27 protein-coding genes and 1 pseudogene are annotated in these 25929 nt (G+C 36.9%); 21 read left to right on the top strand and 7 right to left on the bottom strand.

Going from position 1 to position 25929, the window contains the following annotated elements; genetic code table 11:
* Positions 1–7: 7 nt before the first annotated feature.
* Together rimI and tsaD are read left to right on the top strand one after the other, a co-directional pair.
* On the top strand, positions 8–457 hold the full coding sequence (gene rimI, locus AA0X95_RS01075) for a ribosomal protein S18-alanine N-acetyltransferase (protein ID WP_413304473.1): 450 nt from the start codon (positions 8–10) through the stop codon (positions 455–457).
* Positions 454–1476 carry a tRNA (adenosine(37)-N6)-threonylcarbamoyltransferase complex transferase subunit TsaD gene (gene tsaD, locus AA0X95_RS01070; protein ID WP_413304470.1) on the top strand — a complete coding sequence of 341 codons (1023 nt, stop codon included), beginning with the start codon at positions 454–456 and terminating at the stop codon, positions 1474–1476. The genes rimI and tsaD overlap by 4 nt, the downstream gene beginning before the upstream one ends.
* Before the next feature lie 384 nt (positions 1477–1860).
* Here the strand turns inward: tsaD and AA0X95_RS01065 are convergent, their stop codons facing one another.
* Positions 1861–3780: an ABC-F family ATP-binding cassette domain-containing protein gene (locus AA0X95_RS01065; protein WP_413304467.1), complete on the bottom strand. Its 1920-nt coding sequence runs from the start codon at positions 3778–3780 to the stop codon at positions 1861–1863.
* A 168-nt stretch (positions 3781–3948) separates the two neighbouring features.
* On the opposite strand from AA0X95_RS01065, the gene moaC reads away from it, so the two are divergent.
* The 6 genes from moaC to AA0X95_RS01035 all read left to right on the top strand — a co-directional run bounded on the left by moaC (position 3949) and on the right by AA0X95_RS01035 (position 8882).
* On the top strand, positions 3949–4446 hold the full coding sequence (gene moaC, locus AA0X95_RS01060; RefSeq protein ID WP_335533894.1) for a cyclic pyranopterin monophosphate synthase MoaC: 498 nt from the start codon (positions 3949–3951) through the stop codon (positions 4444–4446).
* Positions 4447–4480: 34 nt separating this feature from the next.
* Complete coding sequence (locus AA0X95_RS01055) at positions 4481–5134, top strand: redox-sensing transcriptional repressor Rex (protein ID WP_413304462.1); 654 nt, start codon at positions 4481–4483, stop codon at positions 5132–5134.
* Between the two features lie 127 nt (positions 5135–5261).
* Positions 5262–5885: a YhbD family protein gene (locus AA0X95_RS01050; RefSeq protein WP_413304460.1), complete on the top strand. Its 624-nt coding sequence runs from the start codon at positions 5262–5264 to the stop codon at positions 5883–5885.
* A gap of 12 nt (positions 5886–5897) precedes the next feature.
* Positions 5898–6617, top strand: coding sequence for a polymer-forming cytoskeletal protein (locus AA0X95_RS01045; protein ID WP_413304457.1), 720 nt, complete (start codon positions 5898–5900; stop codon positions 6615–6617).
* A 15-nt stretch (positions 6618–6632) separates the two neighbouring features.
* Positions 6633–7355: a cytoplasmic protein gene (locus AA0X95_RS01040; RefSeq protein ID WP_413304455.1), complete on the top strand. Its 723-nt coding sequence runs from the start codon at positions 6633–6635 to the stop codon at positions 7353–7355.
* A 12-nt stretch (positions 7356–7367) separates the two neighbouring features.
* Complete coding sequence (locus AA0X95_RS01035; protein ID WP_413304452.1) at positions 7368–8882, top strand: MDR family MFS transporter; 1515 nt, start codon at positions 7368–7370, stop codon at positions 8880–8882.
* A 238-nt stretch (positions 8883–9120) separates the two neighbouring features.
* Here the strand turns inward: AA0X95_RS01035 and AA0X95_RS01030 are convergent, their stop codons facing one another.
* Positions 9121–9321 carry a YdiK family protein gene (locus tag AA0X95_RS01030; protein ID WP_413304450.1) on the bottom strand — a complete coding sequence of 67 codons (201 nt, stop codon included), beginning with the start codon at positions 9319–9321 and terminating at the stop codon, positions 9121–9123.
* Entirely contained in the window at positions 9318–10040 is a 723-nt protein-coding gene (locus tag AA0X95_RS01025; protein ID WP_413304447.1) for a CPBP family intramembrane glutamic endopeptidase, read from the bottom strand. Before AA0X95_RS01025 ends, AA0X95_RS01030 begins: the two co-directional genes overlap by 4 nt.
* A gap of 315 nt (positions 10041–10355) precedes the next feature.
* Here AA0X95_RS01025 and groES point away from each other — a divergent pair, with 315 nt between their 5' ends.
* The 9 genes from groES (at position 10356) to AA0X95_RS00980 (ending at position 20935) form a co-directional block, all read left to right on the top strand.
* A complete protein-coding gene (groES, locus tag AA0X95_RS01020; RefSeq protein ID WP_413304446.1) occupies positions 10356–10640 on the top strand; it encodes a co-chaperone GroES in 285 nt (94 codons plus the stop codon).
* A gap of 52 nt (positions 10641–10692) precedes the next feature.
* Positions 10693–12324: a chaperonin GroEL gene (gene groL, locus AA0X95_RS01015; protein ID WP_413304444.1), complete on the top strand. Its 1632-nt coding sequence runs from the start codon at positions 10693–10695 to the stop codon at positions 12322–12324.
* 104 nt (positions 12325–12428) lie between these two features.
* Positions 12429–13340, top strand: coding sequence for a tyrosine-type recombinase/integrase (locus AA0X95_RS01010; RefSeq protein WP_413304441.1), 912 nt, complete (start codon positions 12429–12431; stop codon positions 13338–13340).
* A gap of 418 nt (positions 13341–13758) precedes the next feature.
* The gene (locus AA0X95_RS01005; protein ID WP_413304438.1) at positions 13759–15063 is read left to right on the top strand and encodes a DEAD/DEAH box helicase family protein; all 1305 of its coding nucleotides are present in this window, start codon (positions 13759–13761) and stop codon (positions 15061–15063) included.
* A gap of 481 nt (positions 15064–15544) precedes the next feature.
* Positions 15545–15958: a hypothetical protein gene (locus tag AA0X95_RS01000; RefSeq protein WP_413304436.1), complete on the top strand. Its 414-nt coding sequence runs from the start codon at positions 15545–15547 to the stop codon at positions 15956–15958.
* 103 nt (positions 15959–16061) lie between these two features.
* Complete coding sequence (locus tag AA0X95_RS00995) at positions 16062–17312, top strand: HNH endonuclease (RefSeq protein ID WP_413304434.1); 1251 nt, start codon at positions 16062–16064, stop codon at positions 17310–17312.
* 187 nt (positions 17313–17499) lie between these two features.
* Positions 17500–18525: a hypothetical protein gene (locus AA0X95_RS00990; RefSeq protein ID WP_413304431.1), complete on the top strand. Its 1026-nt coding sequence runs from the start codon at positions 17500–17502 to the stop codon at positions 18523–18525.
* 323 nt (positions 18526–18848) lie between these two features.
* Positions 18849–19940 carry an HNH endonuclease signature motif containing protein gene (locus tag AA0X95_RS00985; RefSeq protein WP_413304429.1) on the top strand — a complete coding sequence of 364 codons (1092 nt, stop codon included), beginning with the start codon at positions 18849–18851 and terminating at the stop codon, positions 19938–19940.
* Between the two features lie 404 nt (positions 19941–20344).
* The gene (locus AA0X95_RS00980) at positions 20345–20935 is read left to right on the top strand and encodes a recombinase family protein (RefSeq protein ID WP_413304426.1); all 591 of its coding nucleotides are present in this window, start codon (positions 20345–20347) and stop codon (positions 20933–20935) included.
* A 150-nt stretch (positions 20936–21085) separates the two neighbouring features.
* Here the strand turns inward: AA0X95_RS00980 and mauJ are convergent, their stop codons facing one another.
* Complete coding sequence (gene mauJ, locus AA0X95_RS00975; RefSeq protein WP_413304424.1) at positions 21086–21865, bottom strand: methylamine utilization protein MauJ; 780 nt, start codon at positions 21863–21865, stop codon at positions 21086–21088.
* Between the two features lie 251 nt (positions 21866–22116).
* The gene (locus AA0X95_RS00970) at positions 22117–22293 is read right to left on the bottom strand and encodes a hypothetical protein (protein WP_413304422.1); all 177 of its coding nucleotides are present in this window, start codon (positions 22291–22293) and stop codon (positions 22117–22119) included.
* Between the two features lie 252 nt (positions 22294–22545).
* On the opposite strand from AA0X95_RS00970, the gene AA0X95_RS00965 reads away from it, so the two are divergent.
* The 4 genes and pseudogenes from AA0X95_RS00965 to AA0X95_RS00950 all read left to right on the top strand — a co-directional run.
* On the top strand, positions 22546–22632 hold the full coding sequence (locus AA0X95_RS00965; RefSeq protein ID WP_413309794.1) for a recombinase family protein: 87 nt from the start codon (positions 22546–22548) through the stop codon (positions 22630–22632).
* Positions 22633–22714: 82 nt separating this feature from the next.
* Positions 22715–24013: a hypothetical protein gene (locus AA0X95_RS00960; protein ID WP_413304420.1), complete on the top strand. Its 1299-nt coding sequence runs from the start codon at positions 22715–22717 to the stop codon at positions 24011–24013.
* 190 nt (positions 24014–24203) lie between these two features.
* Positions 24204–24815 (top strand): hypothetical protein, encoded by a 612-nt coding sequence (locus AA0X95_RS00955; protein ID WP_413304418.1) that lies wholly within the window; start codon positions 24204–24206, stop codon positions 24813–24815.
* A 295-nt stretch (positions 24816–25110) separates the two neighbouring features.
* Positions 25111–25242, top strand: a pseudogene (locus AA0X95_RS00950) (hypothetical protein); the annotation flags it as partial.
* Positions 25243–25337: 95 nt separating this feature from the next.
* On the opposite strand, the gene AA0X95_RS00945 reads toward AA0X95_RS00950, so the two are convergent.
* A complete protein-coding gene (locus tag AA0X95_RS00945) occupies positions 25338–25601 on the bottom strand; it encodes a tyrosine-type recombinase/integrase (RefSeq protein WP_413309792.1) in 264 nt (87 codons plus the stop codon).
* A 112-nt stretch (positions 25602–25713) separates the two neighbouring features.
* Positions 25714–25893: a helix-turn-helix transcriptional regulator gene (locus AA0X95_RS00940; RefSeq protein WP_413304415.1), complete on the bottom strand. Its 180-nt coding sequence runs from the start codon at positions 25891–25893 to the stop codon at positions 25714–25716.
* Positions 25894–25929 lie beyond the last annotated feature (36 nt).

Below are 25929 nucleotides of genomic sequence, written 5' to 3'. Positions count from 1 at the left end.
GAGAAATATGGTAGATTCTTATGTTTTTCGATATATGAGGGAAGAGGATATTGACCAAGTACTTGAAGTAGAGCATGCGTCCTTTACCACGCCTTGGAGCAGGGAAGCATTTTATAATGAACTACACAATAATAAATTCGCTGTCTATATTGTCCTTGAGGAAGAAAATCAGATCATTGGTTATTGTGGAACCTGGGTTGTCATCGATGAAGCACACGTGACAAACGTGGCCATAATGCCTGGATATCGAGGAAAAAAGCTAGGAGAGGCATTAATGACTAAGCTAATGTCTATTGCTAGAGAGTTAGGAGCTAGAAGTATGACGCTTGAAGTAAGGGTAACGAATCATGTTGCACAATCCCTTTATCGGAAATTAGGGTTTCAAAATGGCGGAATTCGAAAAAATTATTATTCAGATAACCAAGAAGATGCATTAGTAATGTGGGTGAATTTATGAAAAAAGATCAGTACATTTTAGCAATAGAAACAAGCTGTGATGAGACAGCAGTAGCGATTATTAAAAACGGCCGTGAGATTACAGCCAATGTCGTGGCATCACAAATAGAAAGTCACAAGCGGTTTGGCGGGGTAGTACCTGAAATTGCCTCCCGTCACCATGTGGAGCAAATTACCATCGTGATGGAGGAAGCGTTGAATCAGGCAAACCTTACAATTGCTGATTTGGATGCCATTGCTGTCACAGAAGGTCCCGGATTGGTGGGTGCGCTATTAATTGGTGTAAATGCCGCAAAGGCTTTGGCGTTTGCCCATAATAAGCCGCTTGTACCGGTCCACCATATTGCCGGACATATCTATGCAAACCGGCTGGTAACAGAAATGAAATTTCCTTTGTTGTCTCTTGTGGTTTCTGGTGGCCATACAGAGCTTGTTTATATGAAAGAGCACGGTCAGTTTGAAGTAATTGGCGAAACAAGAGATGACGCAGCTGGAGAGGCCTATGATAAGGTGGCAAGAACGTTAAATATGCCGTACCCAGGCGGTCCGCATATTGATCGCTTAGCACAGGAAGGAAGCCCAACGATTGATTTGCCTAGGGCTTGGCTGGAAGAAGGCTCGTTTGACTTTAGTTTTAGCGGCCTGAAGTCGGCTGTCATTAATACGGTCCACAATGCGGAACAGCGCGGTGAAACGATTGCACCGGAAGACCTAGCGGCAAGCTTCCAAGCGAGTGTCATTGATGTACTTGTGAAAAAGACAGAAAAGGCTGTTGCCCAGTATGGCGTGAAGCAAGTATTAGTAGCAGGCGGGGTGGCAGCTAATAAAGGGCTAAGACATGCACTAGAAAAGGCGTTCGCTGAACAACCTGATATTGAATTAGTCATTCCTCCGCTATCCTTGTGCACCGATAATGCAGCCATGATTGCTGCAGCAGGAAGCATCATGTTTGAAAAAGGAATCAGAGCAGGTCTAGCGCTAAATGCGAATCCGGGATTGGATATTGAAATGCATAATTAATAATGAGTAACCCTTCCTTCATGGAAGGGTTTTCTTGTGGATAATTAATTTTTAAAATGATTGAAAACTCCTTGGGTTGTGGATAACTCAAGGGTAAACTGTTGATAATGTGGATAAAAACAGTAATTACTGTGGATAATGTGGAAAAGTGTGTGGAGTAACTGAAATGGTAGGCTTTAAAATGTAGATAAGGTTGTGGAAAAAGGGGCGTTTTTTTACAAAATTGTAGATAAATGAAGAAAGTGTGTAGAAATAATCGGAAAGTGTGTAGAAATACCGCAGATTTGTGTAGAAAAACAACAAAAGTATGTAGAAAAAATCCCCCCAGCACAAAGACAGAAAAAAATATAATAAAAAACCGGGCACATCAGCCCGGTTTTCCTATTAATCAGCCAGCTCAGCCCACTCTTCCATTAATTGCTCAAGCTCCGCCTTCGCTTTTTCACTTTTTATGTTAATCTCCAGCACTTTTTCGTGATTTTGGAACACTTCTGGGTCACATAACTGCTGTTCGTAATCCTGAATTTGTTCCTCAAGCTCTTCAATCCGTAACTCGATTTCTTCTAATTTCCGTTTGCGCTGGCGCTCTAGCTTTTTGCTTTCCTTCTCCTGTTGATAAGAGTTTTTTTCAAAAGCTTCAACCTGCGCAGCCTTTTTAGCCGATTCCGCTAGGGCTAATGCAGCCAATTCTTCCTGCTCGAGCTTCTTTTCTAAATAATAATCATAATCCCCAAGATACTCCATGCTGCCATGTCTGCTTAATTCCAATACCTTAGTGGCAATCCGGTTAATAAAATATCGGTCATGGGATACAAACAAAATGGTACCAGGATAGTCAATCAGTGCATTCTCAAGGACTTCCTTACTATCAAGGTCCAGGTGGTTTGTTGGCTCGTCAAGAATGAGTACATTGGCCTTTTCTAGCATCAGCTTGGCAAGTGCTAACCGAGCCTTCTCCCCGCCGCTAAGAGTGGAGACTATTTTTAACACATCGTCACCAGAGAATAAGAAGTTTCCAAGAACGGTTCGGATTTCTTTTTCACTTTTCAACGGATAGTCATCCCAAAGCTCATTTAATACACGCTTATTAGAGGTTAATTCCGCCTGTTCCTGATCGTAATAGCCAATGGAAAGGTTTGTTCCATAATAGATGGTGCCGGCAAGGGCAGGGAGCTTCTTAATAATCGTTTTTAGAAGCGTAGACTTACCAATTCCATTTGGGCCCACAAGAGCAATACTTTCCCCTTTAAAAGCCCGGAACGAAATCGCCTCAGATACCTTCTCTCCATCATAACCCACCGCAAGAGAATCGACCGTTAGTACATCATTCCCGGTTTGTCTTTCAATTTCAAAAGAGAAAGTGGCAGACTTTTCATCACCAAGAGGCCGGTCCATTAAGTCCATTTTCTCCAGCTTTTTTCGACGGCTTTGCGCTCGTTTGGTGGTGGAGGCTCTCGCTAGATTCCGTTGGATAAAATCCTGTAAATTAGCAACCTCTTGCTGTTGTTTTTCATAAAGCTTCAAATCTCGCTCATAATTGGCCGCTTTTTGTTCAAGGTAAGAACTATAGTTACCCGGAAACTTTTGGATTTGCTTGCGGGATACTTCATAGACCTGATTCACGACTTTATCTAAGAAGTAGCGGTCATGAGAGACGATTAAAATCGCGCCATCGTAGCCCTGTAAATATTGTTCCAGCCATGAAAGGGTATCAATATCTAAATGGTTGGTAGGCTCGTCCAATATTAATATATCAGGTTTGGTTAGCAGCAATTTCCCTAAGGCGAGCCGGGTTTTTTGACCACCGCTTAAACTAGCAATCATGAGAGAATGATCCTGGAAGTTTAAACCGTGCAGAACCGAACGAATGTCAGCTTCAAACTGGTATCCGCCCTGCTCCTTGAATTTTACCTGAAGGGTATCATATTCTTTCAGCACCCGTTCGTACTTGCTTGGGTCTTCAAACACAGAAGGATCGGCCATTTGTTCTTCCAGTTTGCGGAGCGATTTTTCCATGATTTGAAGTGGCTCAAATACGGTTAACATTTCGTCCCAAATGGTCAATTTGGATTCTAATCCAGTGTTCTGGGCTAAATACCCGATGGTTACTTCTTTTGGTTTGATGATCTCGCCGCCATCATGAGACAAATGTCCGGCAATAATCTTTAATAAAGTCGATTTTCCGGCACCGTTACGGCCAACAAGGGCCACTCGGTCTCTCGTTTGTAATTCTAGCTTTATATTCGATAAAATAAGGTCAGCACCATAATATTTTTGTAATTGATTCACTTGCAATAAAATCATTTTATTCACCTCTATTACTTAGGACTAGTGTACCGTATAAGCGGAATGACAGCAATAACTCGGACTCTTCTAGGTGCTGTTCTTATAAAAAATCTAGTGATTCGTTCAAAGTTTCACACACATAAAAGGAAAAATAGTGTATTATTTTTTGATAGGAGGATTTTTTATATGGCCGAATTTACGCATTTTAATGAAGAAGGCAGAGCAAAGATGGTCGATGTCAGTGACAAGCCCGAAACAGCACGTACTGCTCTTGCTCATTCTAGCATAACCGTAAGTAAAGAGATTTTTGATAAAATAACCAATCATGAGATGAAAAAGGGCGATGTATTAGCTGTTGCCCAGGTTGCTGCTGTGATGGCGGCAAAAAAAACATGGGATCTCATTCCAATGTGTCATCCCATTCCACTGACAGGTGTGAATATTTCTTTTGCATGGGAAGAGGATCAAACAGGAAACTTTCAATTACATATTGAGGCAGCGGTGAAAACTAAGGGGAATACAGGTGTGGAAATGGAAGCGCTCACAGCTGCATCTGCTTGTGCGTTAACCGTTTATGACATGTGTAAGGCAGTTGATAAAGGGATGGTTATTGGACCAACCTATTTAGTGGAAAAAACAGGCGGTAAAAACGGTGATTTTAGAAGAAATGAACAGGTTAAATAAGAGTTAAAAAACCATTCATGGGGTGTGGGAGAATATGAGTAACGAAACGATGAAAATACCACAGGCGACAGCGAAACGGCTGCCCCTCTATTATCGATTTTTAAAGAACCTGCATACTTCCGGCAAACAAAGAGTTTCATCTGCAGAGTTAAGTGAAGCGGTAAAGGTAGACTCGGCAACGATTCGCCGTGACTTTTCCTATTTTGGGGCATTAGGTAAAAAGGGGTATGGCTATAATGTTAACTATTTGTTAACCTTTTTCCGGAAAACGCTGGATCAGGATGAATTAACGAAGGTTGCATTAATTGGGGTTGGTAATTTAGGGACTGCCTTTTTAAATTATAACTTTTTAAAAAATAACAACACGAAGATCGAGGTCGCTTTTGATGTCGACCCGGAAAAAATGGGAACCATGATTCGTGAAGTTCCGGTTCATCATATGGATGATTTGGAGAAGGTATTAGAAAATAGTGATATTCAGGTGGCTATTTTGACGGTCCCTGCTCCTGTTGCCCAAATGATAACGGACCGACTTGTAAAAGCAGAGGTCAAAGGGATTTTGAACTTTACGCCCGCTCGGTTAAATGTACCAGCGTCGATTCGGGTTCACCATATTGACTTGGCAGTGGAACTGCAATCATTGGTTTACTTTTTAAAGCACTATCCGACAGTGGATATAGAAGAATAGAACAGGGGAAGGCCTTTTACGATGATTTAATCGTAGGAGGTCTTTTTTTTTACAAAAATAGGTAAGTCACAGCTTTACAAACGTAACAGTGTTATGTTACATTGATAAATAGAAAGGGGTTTTTATCATGAGCGAGGAGTTAATCTCAAAAAAAGACCTATTAGAATTAGCTGGAATTTCGTATGGGCAGCTATATAGATGGAAGCGAAAGGACCTTATTCCAGAAGACTGGTTCATCCGTAAATCAACCTTTACTGGACAGGAGACCTTTTTTCCAAAAGAGAAGATTCTAGAAAGAATCAATAAAATCCAAACAATGAAAGAAAATTTATCGCTAGATGAACTGGCAGACATGTTTTCACCGAATATTTCTGATTTGCAGCTAGGAAAAGATGAGTTAGTAAAACGTAACATTGTTTCATCAACTGTCATGGATTTTTACCTTGAGAATGAAAAAGGAAGCCTTACCTTTACGATTACTAGAATGCTCGAGGTATACGTGCTTGAGAAGCTGCTGCAATCTGGTGAGATTAATCAAGATGAAGGAAAGATGCTGCTTCAGGTGCTAAAAGAGCATGCGGCTTTAATCAAACAAAAAAGCTGTGAATTAGTGATAACAAGGAAGCTTGGGGTGTCATCATGTCTTTTGCTTATTAACGCAGAAGCCATGCATATGGATCTGGGGACGAAAATGGTTGTGCAGCTCTCACTGATGTCGTGTATGGAAGAGATCAAAGCAAAATTATTATAAAGGAGAATATACATGGATATGAAGGAAAGAGGAGACTTAGTCATCAATGGCTTCGGTGCTTCCAATGGCGGGACGTTTCGCCAGGTCATTGTCAATGGATTCGGTACGGTTAACAGTGATGTTGATTGCGTTGAGTTTGAAAGTAATGGTTTCGGGACTGTGGATGGGAATGTGACAAGTGAACAGGCCAAAATAAACGGTAAAGCAAAGGTCAAGGGAACGATTGAATCCCAACACTTATCGATAGATGGAACGGCAAAGATTGATGAAAATCTATATGTGAAAAAATTAAAGGTTTCTGGCAAGGCATCTGTTGGTGGAAAAGTGAAAAGTGAAGAAATCAAAATTAATGGAGTGTTAAGGGTAGAGGGAGATTGTGAGGCGGAGATTTTTAAAGCAGATTCTCAATTTGCTATTGGCGGATTATTAAATGCCGAACAAATTACGATCCAACTTCATGGCCCATGCAAGGCAAAGGAAATCGGCGGAGAAACAATATTGGTGAAACATAGAGGTTCTTTTTTTGAAAGTCTTATTAAACCGCTGTTTTCCACTCAGCTGGAAGTGGAATTTATTGAAGGGGACAAAATTGAACTAGAGAATACCATTGCCAAGGTTGTACGGGGAAATCAGGTAAAGATTGGGCGGAATTGCCAAATTGGTGTCGTAGAGTACCGGGAAGATTTTTCACAACATAAAAATGCTGTAGTCAAAGAAAGTATAAAAGTGTAATTGGGGGGTAGGACAATGGAGAAAAGCAGTAACCTTATCATAAATGGTTCAGGGAGTTACCCTGGCGGTCAATATAGAAAAATCAGCATAAGAGGAGAAGGAACCATCGTCAATAATGTCGACTGCTCCAGCTTTCATGTATATGGAACAAGTGAGGCGTGCGAAAATGTGAAAACACGATCAGCTAAGATTTTGGGTGAGGCAGAGGTTAAAGGATCGATGGAAGCAGAGGAAGCACTTGTCATGGGAACAATGACTGTTGGCGGGAAGGCGCAGCTGAAAAAAATGAAGATTTTTGGCTTGTTAGAGGCGGATGACCGATTGATGGGCGAGTCCGCCGTAATTAAAGGAAGTATCTCTGTAAAAGGTGATGTCGAGTATGAGAAATTTGAATCGAGCGGAGGCTTTGAAATTAAGGGGTTGCTATCTGCCGACAACGTTAAAATTATTCTGAGCTTTGGTGAGAGCACAGCAGAGGAAATTGGCGGCGGGAAGATTTCGGTGAAAAGAGGATCTTGGTTTATTCCATTCACCAATATTCCACTCTCAAAGAGGGCGGGCTTTCTCGATGCGAAAGTTATCGAAGGCGATGAAGTGTACTTAGAAAACACAAAGGCAGCAATTGTTCGGGGAAATAGTGTGAAAATCGGACCAGGATGCGACATTGGTTTGGTGGAGTATCGAGACGATTTGACCCATGACCCTAGTGCCACGATTAAGACGAAAACAAAGATTTAAGGGGGACATGGGATGACAGCGAAGGAAAGCAAATTAGGGTTTGTTGTTGCAGGATTATTATTGGGGATTTTAATGGCCTCTATGGATAATACAATCGTTGTGACCGCCATGGGGACGATTGTTGGTGACCTTGGGGGGCTAGAGAGCTTCGTTTGGGTTGTTTCTGCTTATATGGTTGCAGAGATGGCGGGGATGCCAATCTTCGGGAAATTGTCTGATATGTACGGACGGAAGCGGTTCTTTATTTTTGGGCTAATTTTGTTTATGGCAGGATCCGCCTTATGCGGTACAGCCGAGACGATTACACAGTTAAGTATTTACCGTGCGATTCAAGGAATTGGCGGTGGAGCACTTGTGCCGATTGCCTTTACGATCATGTTTGATCTCTTTCCACCTGAAAAACGCGGGAAGATGGGCGGATTGTTTGGAGCCGTCTTTGGATTATCGAGCATTTTTGGGCCGTTGCTAGGTGCGTATATTACGGATCATATCAGCTGGCATTGGATTTTTTATATTAACATGCCACTTGGAATTTTATCCTTGATTTTTGTCGTGATAGCTTACAAAGAGTCACCGATTCATCAAAAGCAAACCATTGACTGGTGGGGAGCAGTGACATTAGTCAGCGCAGTAGTCTGCTTAATGTTTGCCCTGGAGCTGGGTGGCCAGAAGTATGACTGGGATTCCATGATAATTTTAAGCTTATTTGCAGGATTTACGATTTTGTTTGTAGTCTTTTTATTTGCTGAGACAAAGGCGAAGGATCCCATCATCTCATTTTCGATGTTTAAAAACAGGTTGTTTGCTGGAAGTACGATTGTCGGTCTGTTTTATGGGGCAGCCTTTATGGCCGGAACGGTATATATACCGATTTTTGTCCAAGGGGTGTATGGAGGCAGTGCCACGAATTCTGGATTGATTTTATTACCGATGATGCTTGGGTCGGTGGTGACGGCGCAAGTAGGCGGATTTTTGACCACGAAAATGAGCTACCGTAATATCATGTTTTTGTCGGCGGTAATTCTGATTGGTGGATTTTTGCTGTTAAGTACGATCACTCCAGAAACCAGCCGAGCAATGTTAACGGTGTATATGATTGTCATAGGACTGGGAGTAGGGTTCTCGTTTTCGGTGTTGAGCATGGCGGCGATTCATCCGTTTGGCATAGAGCAGAGGGGCTCAGCGACTTCAACTAGTAACTTTATTCGTTCACTTGGCATGACGATTGGGATTACCATCTTTGGAACGATTCAACGAAATGATTTTACAGAGGCTCTTGAAAAAGCCTTTGCTGGTATGGGACCGATGCCGAAGGGGGGAGCGTTCGGGGATTCACGGGCGTTATTATCAGAGGAAGGGCGAAAGATGATCCCTCCACAGATTCTTGATAAAATTACAGATGCGCTTTCCAGTTCAATCGTCCACACCTTTACTTGGGCATTGGTACCAGCGGGTCTGGCTTTCTTATTTATCTTCATTTTAGGCAAAGAACGAATGGTCATCCACCGGGGTGAGACTTCAAAATAATAGGTGTCAGGCACCAATGTGAAAACTTCACATGGTGCCTGAAACCTTTTTTTGTGATTCGCTGATAAATGGCTTGAATTCGCTGATAAAATTCAAGATTCGCTGATAAAACCGGTGAATTCGCTGATAAAGGTTAGAAATTCGCCGATAAAATATAATTTCTTCAGAATGAGTGTAATTTTACACATAAAAAAGAGCTTATATTAGCTAAAAGTTTTAACTTTAGCTAATACAAGCCTTATTTTTTCAGTTTATCTTTATATTTAAAATGAAAGACGATCATTTTTAGGCCTGAGCCAAAGTCAAAGGTGGCGAGGAGAACTAATAGATAGCTGAAAAAGCCCCAGCCGTTTTTTTGAACATCGTCAATAGCAAAATAAGTAAACAACCCGCCAAGAAAGAAATAAATTAAACCGGAAAACAAAGGTGAACGTCTCATAAGAATCCTCCGATAAAGTTTTGAACCGCCTCAGCCTCTCGCTGCAGTCTTTCAATATCGTCTTTGTAGACTGATTGGACTAAGACAACCATCGTGTTCATGGTCACATGGGCAAAAATTGGCACCCAGATACGCTTGGTGATTACATACAGAAAGGCAAAGGTTAGGCCCATTGCTGAATAAAGTAAAATATGAACAGGCTCCATATGTGCCAAGGCGAACACCACTGAACTGATTATGGCCGAGATAAAGAAGTTAAATCGTTTATAGAGGGCGCCGAAAATAATTTTGCGAAAGACGATTTCTTCTAAGATCGGACCGAAAATACTTGTCACAAGGATGGCGAGCGGTAATGTGTCTATGATGGTTAGTATATCCTTCGTGTTCTCCGAGCCCATTTTAATTCCTAAAAGACTTTCGATGATGGCCGCAATATATTGAGCAAATAACGCTAAAAAGACACCAAAGATCGCCCAGGCGATGGACGAGCCGAAAGAACTGTTTCTTTCCTCTAATCTTTTTGTGTTGAATTCTTTCCGTAAGAGGACAAGAATGATGATGAGGGCTATAGAAAAGCTGACAATTAACCAAATGGGTACAGCGAGCTTTTGATTAATTCCTGCATATTTAAAACCGAATAGTAATAATGGCAGTCCAACCAGACTGGAAAGCTGCATAGCAATATAAACAATGATGATCCACCAATACTCTTTTTTCAAATGGTAATCTCCTTTTCGCACAACTATCTATTTTACTCATTCTTATGCTTGTCTTCACTTCACTATTATTCATTTTACTCTTAAAACGCGTATTGTTTCAATTTAGATGAACTATTTTAATAAGTCAGGTATAGAATGTCCTCTTCTTCGCATACTTTATAAGGTTGTAAAAAATGATTTTTTTACCAAAAATTTTTATGCTTCATACTTGCAAAAGATTATCAGATTCATTATTATAATAATTGTGTTAGCACTCATTAATCGAGAGTGCTAATAATGACAGAACTACATATATATTTGAGGAGGTTGTTTGATTTGTTAAGACCATTAGGTGATCGCATTATCATTGAGCTTGTTGAATCAGAAGAAAAAACTGCAAGCGGTATCGTATTACCAGATTCAGCGAAAGAAAAGCCTCAGGAAGGAAAAGTTGTTGCCGTTGGTACTGGCCGCGTACTTGAAAGCGGAGAGCGTGTAGCACTTGATGTTACTGTAGGCAATCGCATTATCTTCTCAAAATACGCTGGTACAGAAGTGAAATACCAGGGTGTTGAATACTTAATTTTACGCGAAAGCGATATCCTTGCTATTGTTGAGTAAGGTTCATACAAAAATATAAAAATTGAAAAATTATGAGGAGGTTTTTTGAACAATGGCTAAAGAGATTATGTTTAGTGAAGAAGCACGCCGCAAAATGCTTAGCGGTGTTGATGCTCTAGCAAATGCAGTAAAAGTTACTCTTGGACCTAAAGGACGCAACGTGGTTCTTGAGAAAAAATTTGGTTCACCACTAATCACAAATGATGGTGTAACGATTGCAAAAGAAATCGAATTAGAAGATGCATTCGAAAACATGGGTGCAAAGCTTGTTGCTGAAGTAGCTAGCAAAACAAACGATGTTGCCGGTGACGGTACAACAACTGCAACTGTTCTTGCACAAGCGATGATTCGCGAAGGCTTAAAGAACGTGACTGCAGGTGCGAATCCAATGGGTATCCGTAAAGGAATCGAAAAAGCGGTTGCAACTGCTGTTGAAGAATTAAAAGCTATTTCTAAACCAATCGAAAACAAAGCTTCTATCGCACAAGTTGCTGCAATCTCTGCTGCTGACGAAGAAGTAGGTCAATTGATTGCTGAAGCAATGGAGCGCGTTGGTAACGACGGCGTAATCACAATTGAAGAATCTAAAGGCTTCACAACTGAATTAGACGTTGTTGAAGGTATGCAATTTGACCGTGGATATGTATCAGCTTACATGGTAACAAACACAGACAAAATGGAAGCTGTTTTAGAAAATCCATATATCTTAATCACTGACAAGAAGATTTCTAGCATTCAAGAAATCCTTCCAGTACTTGAGCAAGTGGTACAACAAGGTAAGCCATTATTACTTGTTGCGGAAGATATCGAAGGTGAAGCATTATCTACATTAGTAGTAAATAAGCTTCGCGGAACATTCAATGCAGTAGCTGTTAAAGCTCCTGGCTTCGGTGACCGTCGTAAAGCTATGCTTGAAGATATCGCTGCATTAACTGGCGGTGAAGTAATCACTGAAGAGCTTGGCCGTGACCTTAAATCTGCAACAATTGCATCTTTAGGACGCGCTTCTAAAGTGGTTGTAACAAAAGAAAACACAACAATCGTTGAAGGTGCAGGAGCTACTGAAGAAATCGAAGCTCGTGTAAACCAAATCCGTGTTCAATTAGAAGAAACGACTTCTGAATTTGACCGTGAAAAATTACAAGAGCGCTTAGCTAAGTTAGCTGGCGGTGTAGCAGTCATCAAAGTTGGTGCTGCAACTGAAACAGAATTAAAAGAGCGCAAGCTTCGTATCGAAGACGCTTTGAACTCAACTCGTGCTGCAGTTGAAGAAGGTATCGTATCCGGTGGTGGTGTAGCCCTTCTAAACGTATACAGCAAAGTAGCTGAAATTCAAGCTGAAGGTGACATTCAAACTGGTATCAACATCGTATTACGTGCGATGGAAGAGCCTGTTCGCACAATCGCTCACAACGCGGGCCTTGAAGGATCTGTCATCGTTGACCGCTTAAAGCGCGAAGAAGTTGGCACAGGCTTCAACGCTGCTAATGGCGAGTGGGTAAACATGATTCAAGCTGGTATCGTTGACCCAACTAAGGTGACACGTTCAGCTCTTCAAAACGCTGCATCTGTAGCTGCTATGTTCTTAACAACTGAAGCAGTTGTTGCTGACAAGCCAGAACCTGCTGGTCAAGGTGGCATGCCTGACATGAGCGGTATGGGCGGAATGGGCGGCATGATGTAAGGCTTTTGAGCCAAACATCGACTTCCATTCTGTGAAGCTGTCATGTAAATAATTATTTTCAATAGCAATAACCACTTCCTAAAAAAATAAGGGAGTGGTTTTTTGTGTTGTTAAAATTTGCGTATCAAGACTTTTTGGATGACAGACGTTTCAAGAACACGACTAAAACGAATATCAAAAATTATGAGATGCTCTTAGGAAAATTTATTGATTATTGTATTGAGAATCAAGTGGTAAACGTTGAGGAAATTACGTACAGTCATGTTCGGCAATATCTGTTGTTTTGCCAAGAAAAAGGAGACAAAGCCAGTACCATAAACACCAAACTATTAAGAATACGAGCCTTTTTTAATTATATGGTAGAATGGGAGGTCATTAAAAATAACCCAGCTAAAAAAGTCAAAATGCAAAAAGCTGATGTGAAGATTAACGTTTTTAGTGATGACCAAATACGCCAAATGCTGAACTTCTACAGACGAATCAAACAGCGTGAAAAGTCTTACGTGGCTTACAGAGACTACATGGTTATTGTGCTGATTCTTGGTACAGGAATTAGGCGAGGAGAGATAATCAATTTACAATGGAATGATATTGACTTTGTTAATAAGTCCATATCAGTTTTTGGCAAGACCAGAAGGAAAGAAACTATTCCGATTACTGACAAACTAACAAAAGAACTTGCGGGCTATCAAACTTTTTGTAAACAGTATTGGGGTAACATGAGTGATTTTGTCTTTGTTAAACGTGATAACAGGCAGTTAACAGAGAATGCTTTAATGCTGGTATTTCAATATCTTCAAAAGAGAATGAATTTCAAAGATGTAAGGGTATCAGCACACACCTTTAGGCACACATTTTGCCATCGATTAGCTATGTCAGGAATGAGTGCATTTGCTATCCAAAAGCTAATGAGACACCAAAATATTTCTATAACGATGAAATATGTAGCGATGTGGGGAAATGAATTGAGGGAGCAAAACGATAAGTATAATCCGTTAAATACATTAGACATTTGAGGATAAAAACTACTAGCTTCTGAATGATAATCCATATGGAGAATGAACTTAACCGTTAGTTTATACTAACGGTTTTTGTTTTGTCAGGGGAGGGTGGTTGAAAGGAAATGAATAAAACTACTTCAATCATACCGCCTTTAATACTACCTCTCCGACACTCGTTCTTAAAAGCATTCGAGCGAGAGCAAAAACTTCTGAATGAAAGATAGATTCTATTTAGAAATTCTGTGGACATTCACCATCTTTTTGACTATAATTTTAACTAATTAAATATTACATTGAGCTGAAGTTGGAGCTAATGGTCATAAACACAAATAAAAATAGACAAGAGTCTATTCTATTTGTCATGTTTATAGACTGTTGGCTTTTTTTGCTTTGTCTATAAACATCTACTGAATATTAAAGGAGATGTTTGATAATGGATAATGAAAGTAGAATTAATATTGTTGATGCACCATGTGGGTATGGAAAAACTTCATGGGCTATAAAAACGATGAATGAAGCAAGTGTGGATACTCACAGGTTTATTTACGTTACACCCTTTTTAGAAGAGATTGAGCGGATTAAGTCACATGTGAAAGATAGGAAATTTGAAGAACCAACTATCATAAAAGGTGAAACCAAGCTTTCTGACCTTCACAGGTTGCTTAAAAAGGGGGCTGACATTTGTACTACTCATGCTCTATTCAAACGAGCTAATAAGGAGACTAGAGAGTTAATTCAATCCCAAAATTACACACTTATACTTGATGAAGTCATGGATGTAATCGAACAAATTGAACTGGAGAAAGATGATTATAACTTACTAGTCGAATCAAATTTAATCTTCCTTGAATCATACAAAGATAAGATTGAATTAGTAAAATGGAATGATACAAAAAAAGACTATCAAACAAGATATGACGATATAAGGAACATGGCATTGAGTGGCAATTTAGTATTCTGTAACAAGTCGGCATTTATATGGAATTTTCCAGTAGATATGTTCTCAATATTCAAGCATGTGTATTTACTTACTTACCTATTTAAGGGTCAAAAACAGAAGTATTATTTTGATTTGCATGAAGTAAAGTATCGATATTTGTCTGTTACTCAAAATGAAGAAAGTTATGAAATAGTTCCTTACGATAAAAGAATGATACACGACAAAAGCAAAATAAAATCTCTGATTAATGTTTATGAAGGTGACTTAAATAAAGTAGGTGAAAAACCTAATTCGCTTTCTAAAACGTGGTATTCAAAAAGTCAGTATAGCCCTGCTGTAAAAAAAGTAAGTGACAATGCTCGAAACTTTTTACAAAACATGAATAAGGCAAAATCAGATGATTCTATGTGGACTGTTTTTAAGGGTGAAAAGGATAAGATTATGAAAAAAGTACAACCACGAGGATATGCTGGTGGATTTGTTTCTGTAACTGAGAGGGCAACGAATAAGTACAAAGACAGATATAATTTAGCATACTTAGTCAATAGGTATATGCATGTAATGGAAGAGAGGTTTTTTCAATTACATGGGGTAGATGTAGATAGACATACATGGGCAGTATCAGAACTTATACAATGGATTTGGAGAAGCCGTATTAGAGATGGGAAACCAATTAACCTTTATATCCCAAGCAAGCGGATGAGAAATTTGTTATATCAATACTTGAACAGTGATGATTTTGAAAAACCACCTAAAGGAGCAATTACAGACCAATATGACAGTGATTGGTCGATGTAGTTAATTACTGAGCTTTAATTTAGGCAGGAACATTACCTAAGCGTATTGCAAAACACCAATGTTTATAAGGATTTAAAAATCTTTTTGTTAAAAGAAGATTGCATATTTTATTGTAGATGTGAACCAGCGACAACAAAGCTTGCCTTTGTTGTCGGGGACAAAGAAACCGTCTTGCGGTTTCTGCGTCAGTCACCCTCAAGAGAAGCGAGTGTGCTATTTATCTCATCAGTGGGGGGTGCTGAACCATCTTCTGAGATTGTTTCGTTACACTCCACAATCTCAGAACCTCCCGCACCACCCCCCACACCCCCCTCACGGGCGGAAGCAATTTCTTTTTTAATAGCACCCAGTGAAGCAGGAGTGCAATTATAATAGGGGGGTAAAAAAACACCATTTTAGGTATTTATATGGAAGGGGAAAATTTACAAGACTAGAATAAATATTAATATATTTAAATGATTGGATTTCGAGGAGTGGTAATATGCCTAGATACAATCAGTACGATACGGAAAAATTGGTTGGGGAACTACTAAAGCGTGAAGGATTTGATGTAGTAAGGGAATCACATATAAGCAAAGAGTTTCATCTGTGTGTGATGCGAAATGACAAAAAAGCAAATATTCGTGTTAAGAAATTGGAGTATGATGGTGCATATAAAGAATCACCTCTGCCATATACCATCTATAAAGTAGAAGCATTTAAAGATAACGACCAAAGAGACAGTGCATTGGGCTACATTGATTTTGTTGTAGGCTATAATCCAGATAACTCCTTTTATGCCTGCATCCCAATTGTAGAATTTAAAAATGTAAGAAGCAATGTTGTTCATGAGAGAGAAGGATTAAGGCACGAGTATTTGAATAATTGGAATGCATTATATGAATATTTTAGGTGAGCATTAAGATAAACCAGTTATTTTTTTAAAGCAAGAATCAGTAGATGGTTCTTGCTTAATAGTTGCTACAATAAAACTAGTAGTTATGATAGGGGCATCATAAATGGTAGAACTTAAAGGTAATGCAAATGCTGACAAACTATTTGAATTGTTATTAACAAGAGTTGGGCATCAGGGAGATGTATTTGGAAAGGAGTATACAATATCGGAAATTGAAACACTTATTCCTTACAATACATCTGGAATTATTAAAACTGAATCATATCATTATGCAATGACTAGCATGTTTAGTGGGCAAAAAGGTAGAGACTATTTTATTTTTAGTAATGCTATATTAAAAGATAAATTCACAGAGTTGGCAAATAGTGGGAATAGGAATAATCATGCAAAGAATACATTTTATGGTGATGAAAAAGTTAGGATTAATCCTAAATACTTAGAGTTACCTAATGGATTGATACCATATTCAGATGTAAACTCAGTTCGGATTTTACCTATGTCAGGTAGTGACCCAGAGTTCACAGGAAGCAGTATTGAAGAAGTTCAAAAATGGTTTATCAATGTATTGCCTTATCGAGAATACAACTTTAAAAGGGGCTTAAACAGTGAACATGGTACGCTAGTATTGTTTCAATATAATGCACATGTTATAGCTTCAGCAGTGTTGGATGAAAGAATTGATTTTGAATCAAAATTGGGTGGTGTTTATAGAGGGGCATATAGGTTTATTCCATCTTCTATAGCGATATTTGACTCAATTAATAGTCAAGAAATGAATAGTATTTGGAACTGCTTTAAAGGATTTTCCCAAACACATAAGAAATTAGATTTATATAATTACATAGATTTTATTAAATTAATCGCTAATAGGCAAATAAGGTTTGCTGTTCTTGATGATACAGAAGAGTCTTATCAGGATGCTATAGAACAGACACAACTTGATTCAACTGTAGAGGTTAATGATGAACCAAGAGAGCCTGTAGGTACTTCTACAAGAGGGCAGTCAGAGAGGTGGAAGAGAAACAATATAACCTCTAAAAAGGCAATTGTTTTGGCAGATTATAAATGTGAGTATGACGAGAGTCATAGTTCATTTACATCAAAGGTTACAGGTAAAAACTATGTAGAAGCACATCATCTAATTCCAATGGAATTTCAAGAACAATTTAATAGAAGTTTAGATGTTGAAGCAAATATAATTTCGTTATGCCCTCTTTGTCACAAAGCGGTTCACCATGCATCTTTAGACAAAATAGAACAAATAATTAGAGATTTATATCAAAAAAGAAAAGATAGGCTTACAAAATGTGAGATTGAAATAGATTATAAAAGATTATTATCTTACTACAATTAATTTTAAGGATGTTGGTTTTAGTAGTTTACTGAGATGGGTTGGAACGGACAGATATATAAGTTTTTCAACCTAAAAGTTCAATTCTTATCAATATATCAAGGAAAGAAGTATTAAATATACTTAGTATGAATAGGCAAATATACAATTAAATACTTTTAAGTTTCTATATAGATTAGGGAGATTAGACATGAATGCTAGACAGTACTTTTACTCTATAATAAAGAAAGAAAATAAAGGGAAGAGTTATCAAAAAATATACCAAGAGAAAATTTATAATGGTAATAACACCTTAATCGGTAAGAAGATATTAAGACACATCCCGAAATGGAGTAATGATAGGTTATTAGAGGAGTTAGTAGTAAAATTAATTAATAATAATTCTGACTACATAAGAAAACGATTAGAAAATGTTTTTATTGCTAAGATTAGAGATTTTAAAAGTAATGCATACGCAGTCCAATCAATGGTGGAGTACTGGGGTGATTTAGTCTATTTCCATGTTGGACTTTCTGATGCTTGTTTTCAATTCACAACTGTTTATACAGAGTTTTTACAAGCTAGGGGAAAAATTAAAATTGATGAACATTCAGATAAAATGGCTTATGTTAATGTACTTATCCATGTACATAAATTATTGGAAGCAATTAAAGATTGGACAATCCAAAATGAAGATATTGTTGGTTTGAAAGAGAATACTATAATCATACCCGAATCAAATAAGATTGAGCAAAAAGCAGCATCGATTGCAGTCTTAACCGATTTATTTATTTTGTCTCATGAGGTATCTCATCACCTACTAGGGCATACAGGAAAAAGAAATGATGGTTTAACAGTATTAAATCTCTTACCAAAAGATTGTAGATATTGGGAGAACAAAAACCTTAATCACTCTAATGAATACCAAGCAGATGCATTGGCTTTGATGTTAATGTTGGGTATTTCGGCTTCAAATTTTACTCAAAGTCAATTGGCAAAGGGTGAATCCAGAAAAGAAATAGAGACTGTACTGGGTTCACTATTAACCTTATCTATTCTTAAGCTTATGTCTAAGGATTCAAATAAACCAAGTGAAACTCACCCTTCAATTGATAGTAGGATTGAACAATGCAAAAAAATACTGAGTTTATTTGTAACAGATACTCTCCTTAATAGTTTCGACAGTGAAATATCAGATTTTTGCACTTTATTTGAAACGATAAAAAAAGGTAATTAGTATTTGTAGTAATGGATAAAGGTTTGAATAAGTTTATGTGAATGAATGGTAATCACACATAAATATCGCTTCTTTTCTTATTGATAATGATTTCAAATCCAGTCTAGAGAGTGTAAAAAATGAGAGGATGTAAAGATTTATGACAAAAACAGTCCAATATGGACTGTTTTTGTCGTATAAGTGCAATTATATAAAAAAATACTATTTATTTGAGTATTTGTTTGATTACTTTTGGCTATAATAAATAATTTAGAAATACATGTATTTGATAGCGTTTTTTTGTCAATACTCTTACCATACTATCTGAAAGAGGGGGTAAGTGATTGAAGAAAAGAATTAACATTGAATTTGTTAGTAAGTTTTTTGAGTCAAAGGAGTATAAACTGCTTAGTAAAGAGTATATAAACGCTAAGACACACTTAAGTGCTTTATGCTCCAAAGGTCACACAGTTTCAATAACATGGGACGCATTTAAGAATGGTCGTAGATGTGCTAAGTGCAGCAAAAGGAAAGTTACTATAGAGGATGTTAAAGAGCATGCTTGCAGTGTTGGCTATGAATTGATTTCAAACAATTATATTAATGCAAAGGTAAATCTTATATTTAGATGCCCAAAAGGTCATACCTTCCCAATGACTTGGAATAACTTCAAAAACAATGGAAGACGTTGTCCAGACTGTCAAGGATTAAGAAGGTGGAGTTATGAGGAAGTCAAAGCTTACTTTAATGAACGTGGTTATTTGCTATTGTCTAAAACATATAAAAATGTAAATCAAAAATTGAAATTTCTATGTCCAGAAGGTCATAAGAGCGTTACGACGTTTAATAAATTTAAAAATGCTGAGCATGGATGTGACTATTGTGGTGGTTCGAAAAGGCTCACACTTAAATTTGTTAGAAATCTATTTAAAAAGGAAGGATTAAATCTACTAGAAGATGAGTATATGAATGCTGGGACACCAATGAAGTTTGAATGTACTTGTGGCAACATTGATACTGTCACATATAGAAGATTCATGTGGGCTGGAGAAGGGAAAAATCCTAAGCGTAAATGTTGGAAGTGCATGATACCAGATTGGCATTATACATTGAATGAAGAAGAAAGGATAAAGGAGCGAAAATACCCAGAGTATTATAGATGGGTGAAAGAGGTAAAGGAAAGAGATGACTATACATGTGATTGTTGTGGATATATTGGTTTAGATGTTGTGGCACACCATTTAGATGGTTACAGCTGGTGCAAAGAAAAGCGAACTGATGTTAATAATGGAGTTACCTTATGTACAAATTGTCATGATGAATTTCATTCAAAATATCAAATTAAGAATAATACCAAAGCACAATATCTTGATTTCTTTATTATGAGAGTGTTTAGCAACAGAACTAAGTTTAAGATGGTTCGTAAAACAAGCTAATCGAAAGAATATGTAGGAGTGACTTTAGAGTTCACTAATTGTTGACGAAATTTAATCGTATTGAAAATAGTAATATATTCAGTGTGTTAAAATAAATTTGCAGTCGGAGAATTAAAAAGATTAAGAGTAAAGTAATGAAATAAAAAAGCACTTAATGCTCACTATAAAAGTGAGTATTTTTTTATTGAGTAAAAAATACATCTAATGACATATGTTTTTTGATTAGATGTATTTTTCAAGTATACAAACATTGATAAGACATTATCCAAAAAGAGTATTAATTATTAAGCTCGCATTAATGTGTATCTTTTGAGTACACCCTATTGATACGTTATAGGAAGATTGATATACTTAGATTACAAGTGTCTCATATACATGTATCAAAATAGAGAGGTGAAATTGCTATGAAATATGGTTATGGTCGTGTGTCGTCTGAAGGTCAAAACTTAACTGCACAAATTAAACAACTTCAAGAAGCAGGTTGTGACACCATTTATAAAGAGAAGGTTAGTGGAAGAAAGAAAGAAGACAGGAAGCAATTCAACATGCTTCTAGAGACAGTTCAAGAAGGTGACACCATCGTTGTTACAAAGCTAGATAGATTTGCCAGAAGTACAAAGGATGCTTTAAACACCATTGAATATTTAAATAGCAAAAAAGTGTCGCTTATTGTTTTGAACATGGGTGGGGATAAGATTGATACGGGAACAGCAATTGGTAAGTTAATGATTACTGTCCTGTCTGGAATAGCTGAATTTGAAGCGGACATGATTAAGGAACGACAATTGGAGGGCATTGTAGAAGCAAAGCAAAGGGGTGTTTATAAAGGTAGACCTAAGAAGTACACAAAGAATAACAGAGGATTACAATATGCCCTTGAGTTATTTAAAAACAGAGCAACTAATAAGATGACTGTTAAAGAGATTGAAGAGATAACCAAGATAAGTAAAGCTACTTTGTATAGAGCAGTTAGAGAGTGGAGTGAGGATGCTTAGTTCCTTAAATAAACGGGAAGAAGCGGAACTGCTTTGACCCAATAATTAAATCACTCACCAATAGTAGGAATAAGTGGTCTGATGGGAGTTATAAATGTAGTGTAGCTTGTAGGTAGAAGATAAAAGCTGAAGGATATAAAAGGGAGTGATTTAAGCCACTCCCTTAAGTTTAAAAGCCTTTTTAACTATTGTAGATAATTCCCCTAGTTTTTCATCTATCATTCTCCCTATCTCTATAATTTCGCTATCTGATTGGGTATGTCCCACTTGGTTTCTTAACCAAGTATAAATAGTCTCATATCTAGGCGGCTTCTTATTTTTTTGAATCCTTTTACTCTTTTTGTCCTCTGTTCGTTTATACACGTCTTTACAGTGTTTTCTTATAAACGAATCAACAGTAAATTGACCCCATTCAATTTCTGCTTCTAATACATCAAATAAAATGCTATATAGAAACATAAACCTAGCTATGGGGTCAACACTTTGTAATGCTGCCCTATATAATCGCTTATATGGTTCACTTTTACATTGAGGTATTTCAGCTTCCATTTTGGCTATTTGTTCTTTTGTAAATCCATGAGTTACCACAGCATGAACTGATAAGTAAACACCATCCAAATATCGAGTGCTTTTGATGCTTATTCCATACTCAAAAGCTAAGTAATCCAAAATCATATTCAATAGCTCATCGGCTGCGGGCATCAATGTGTTTTTCTTATAAGGACTGCTCAAATAAAAAATAACCTTTAACTTGCAAGGTTCTTCTTTAACTTCAGGCATTGGTATAAGTTCGACCTTTGTTATTAATTCATGATTAAAATCAATAACAAAATCTTTTTCAAAATACAAACCTACATAATGATTGATAAATACTTCATACTCAATTTTGTCAATTAGGGTAGTATCACCACCTAATTCAATTATAGCCATACTGACTTTCACCTCTCTTTTATTCATAATTATATTATAACTTGAACTATGCACCTATGGGGGGAGTGGTTAAAAGGAAATTACATAGGTAGGTTTTAGTGGCTGTTGGTAATACACCATTAGCCCAAGGTTAACTTATATTCCAAAGGAGGTATGTTAAATTTAAAATAAACCAAAAAAATCTAACAATTTTCCAGTAGTATTTTATAAGAGGGGAGGTGTTCAATTTTGTGAATATTACTTCACTGGGTCTATAATTTGCGCAAAATATTTTCGAGTATTTGCCGTTCTTCCTTCATTTTGGATTCTTTCGAATCAAGGCGCTTATTAATTGAATCAAATCCCTTGTCAAACAGGTGGTCTAACTCCTTCATCTGCTTGTTTATTCCAGATATTAACTCCATTATTTCTTGCTTTTCTTTTTCCATTTTTACGCACTCCTTTCGAATTTAACTAGGAATATCATATCAAAAAACGACTACATTTTCGCCTAGCAATTTTCTGTATCTCTTCCATATGGATACGGTATTTTTTATGTTTTCGCCAACTAGACCGTCTGGAAGGTCTACTAAGTGATTGATTGAACTATCAGAAGAACTTGAAGAAAGAGGAATAGAGTTAGTTAGCATTAGAGATAGCATTGCCACCACTACAGCCGTCGGAAAGGCAATGTTTAAGATGTGGCTGTCCTAGCTGAGATAGAACGAGATTTAATCTCAAAACGTACTAGAGCGGGTCTAGATAGCGCTACAGCAAGAGGACTTTAAGGTTATTTTCAATTCCAACAAATGGTATAATTGATTGTGATAGAATTAACTTTGCTTTAATAATTTGTTGGGAGGAGAATAAGTGGGAACTTTTCATTTTGACCCTCGAATGATGGTATCTGGTCCATTTATAAATTGCCCTAAATGCCATCATGTAACGTTTGGTATATTAGCGGTACATGATAATTCCTATGATAGGCGATGTAAAAATTGCCTTTATCCTAAAGGAAGCGAATCTTCAGCTAGTTATGTACTTCCCGAGTTAAACAAAAAAATTATTTACCTAGACCAATTTGCAATAAGTAACATGATGAAAGTTTTAAATCCTAATACAGATGCATATAAAAAAGGGAGAATAGACGATTATTGGCTAAGATTATATGAACGGTTGGATAGTTTGTGCAAAATGCAATTAATTACTTGTCCAGACTCAGAATTTCATAATAATGAATCGTTAGTAACAGGATTCTACAAACAATTAAAACGATTGTATGAGTTATTAAGTCATGGTGGCACTTTTTACGGTAAGGAAACAATCAAAAGATTTCAACTAGAGGAGCATTTTATTAATTGGTTAGATGGTAAAGAAGATGAATCAATTGATATCGATGTAAATTCCATTGTAAGAGGAAATATAAACTCATGGACAGATAAGTTTATCATATCCGTTGAAGTAGAAATGAATGTAGATTTGGTTGAAACCATTAGGAGAATTAGAGAACAAACTCATAATGGGTTAGAAGGTGTTTTTCAATACTGGCATGACTCAAAGATTACGGATTTCAGCTACTGGTATCGGATGGAAATTGAATCATTTGGAAAAGGGATAATAAACGAATATTTAAAACAATTAAATAAGATAATGGGTATTGAGGAAGTAGAAAGTTACATTGAATTATATCCGACTTCTTCAACTTTAATGATAAACAGGATGCAAGATATATTGAATGAGCGAGGAATTGAAGAACTATCAAGTGTATGGTATAAAATTACTCAATACTTCAATACAGCTAATTTTGGAAATTTGCCCTTCTTACATCTGTCAGCTTCATTATTTGCTTCTATTGCAAGAAAAGCAGGGGCGGGAAGGAAAAAACCACCTAATAAAGGAACTGCGAATGATATTGAAATGATTTCAACTCTGTTGCCATATTGTGATGCTATGTTTATAGATAATGAGTGTGCAAGTTACATGAAGGAAAAGCCATTTTCTGATAACATAGGTTTTCCAACAAGGATATTCTCACAGTCTAACAAAGAGGAATTTATCGAGTATCTTAATGAAATTGAAAGTGGAACTCCAATGGAGCATATTTCAAAAGTTAATGAAGTTTATGGGGAATCATGGAAATTACCTTATGTAACTTTATATAAAGATTAAGAACTCTCTTATTTTAGATTAGTCGTCTTAAATGGTTTCTATTCAACTAAAGATGCTTTAAGCGAATAAATAGTCTGATTCATGTATAGTTCCAGCAGTAAAAAGAATAAAGAAATGACAACTATATCTGATGATTTATGTAGGTTTATATAAAAAAGGTAAAAGTTTAAACATTTAGTGGGGATAAGCTATGGATTATATTAATTCGACCATTTCATGGATAACAAAAAATTGGCTTATTATTAGTTCATTAAGTGCCAATATTATAATTCTTATTAAATGGTTGTACACAACTTATAAAACAAATACGCTAGGACGAGCAAGTTTAGCAAGTAGGAGATATATAGAATTATATATACCTTTAAATAACTTATTACACGAGGTTAAAACGGAAGCTTTTGTAGCCTATAGGGGTAACCAAAGGTATTTACTTAAGAAATTTATTAAAGAGTTATTTTCCTTTTTCCTTTTACAAAGTAGTAAGAAGGAAGTATTTCAAAAATGGAACGATTTTAAAAACCCAATTTTATCTGGTCCAACATATGATTTTCCATGGGCAACTCCAGATATGGATAAAATTACTGAAATATTTTTAGATAAGAGGTCTATTATTCCAAGTGAGTTAGAAGATAGATGGATAAATGTTGTTGCTATGAGCAATGAAAGATTTGATTATTCAGAAGAAGAGTTAGATAAAGCAGTAGCTGAATTAATAATATACATCAGGGAAATAACAAAAGAAACAAGAAATTATCTTGAGAAAAAATATCCGCTATTGCTGTCACAAGTCTCTGAAAAATGATTTAACGAATTAAATTTGTATAGAAAAGTTCAGCAGTTCTCTTTTAAAGGGTAATGTTGGATGAACTTAAGTAAACTGGTATTTTAACAGGAGGTAGCCAAATAAGGTATATTATTTAAAGAATTTCTGATTAGCTACATTACATCAAATAGATTTTTTGAATTTGAGTTGGGGAGTAGAAGAAGCTATTTCACTGACCACTTTACTGAATTCTATCACTACTTTATAATTGTATTAGAAGCTTTATCATGAGAAGTGGTTAATGCTAATTGAATATAAGTAATACATGATTATTTTAAGCTTTTCTGCATCTGTAGCTGCTATGTTCTTAACAACTGAAGCAGTTGTTGCTGACAAGCCAGAACCTGCTGGTCAAGGTGGCATGCCTGACATGAGCGGTATGGGCGGAATGGGCGGCATGATGTAATCTGCCCCTTGAACCCTTGATATGACTGGGTTTGTTGGTAAGGTGAGAGTGGTTTGCTAACATTTTTAACAAAAGAGGATATTAACGGAGGCTTCTCATGAGTTCGCTGAACTTTTGGGAAGCTTCTTTTTCATCTCTTGCGTAACGTGGAGATACACATTTTTTGTAATTTGATTGTCAGTATGACCTAAGCGGTCCATAATCTGTTCAAGACTGACACCAGCCTCGGCAAGAAGAGACGTGTGCGTATGTCTTAAACTATGTGGTGTTAAATCTTCGTTTAGTCCTGCGATTCTAAGAAGTCTTTTCATTCGATCTCTCACATTTTTATCTACGGGATAGCCGTATTGTCTTTCCATTTTGGCCAAAATGAAAGTAATCCGCACCTAAACGTTTAATCACTTGATTTTGATTGTTTTTGTGATCCTTCAAAGTATTTATAACTTCCTCGTCAACAATGATCTTCCTTCGTTACTTTCTTGTCTTTGGTGTTATGGCCCTCGATATATCAATGGCTAGTTCCAATGAAGGATTATATTTTGCTGCCTCCAAACGAATAATTATATTCCGGCGGACACCAACAATATTTGCTAACTCATCTTGGGTTAATTCGGCCAAGTGTCTGAATGAAAAATTATTTTCTCTTAACATAAAATAGCGACTATATGGCGTTTAAAATAACAACGA

Origin of the sequence: Neobacillus phoenicis, assembly GCF_047302305.1 — a bacterium.
GTDB lineage: Bacteria > Bacillota > Bacilli > Bacillales > Cytobacillaceae > Neobacillus.
The sequence above is the reverse complement of the archived record's forward strand: the minus strand, read 5'-3'. Positions and strand labels throughout refer to the sequence as shown.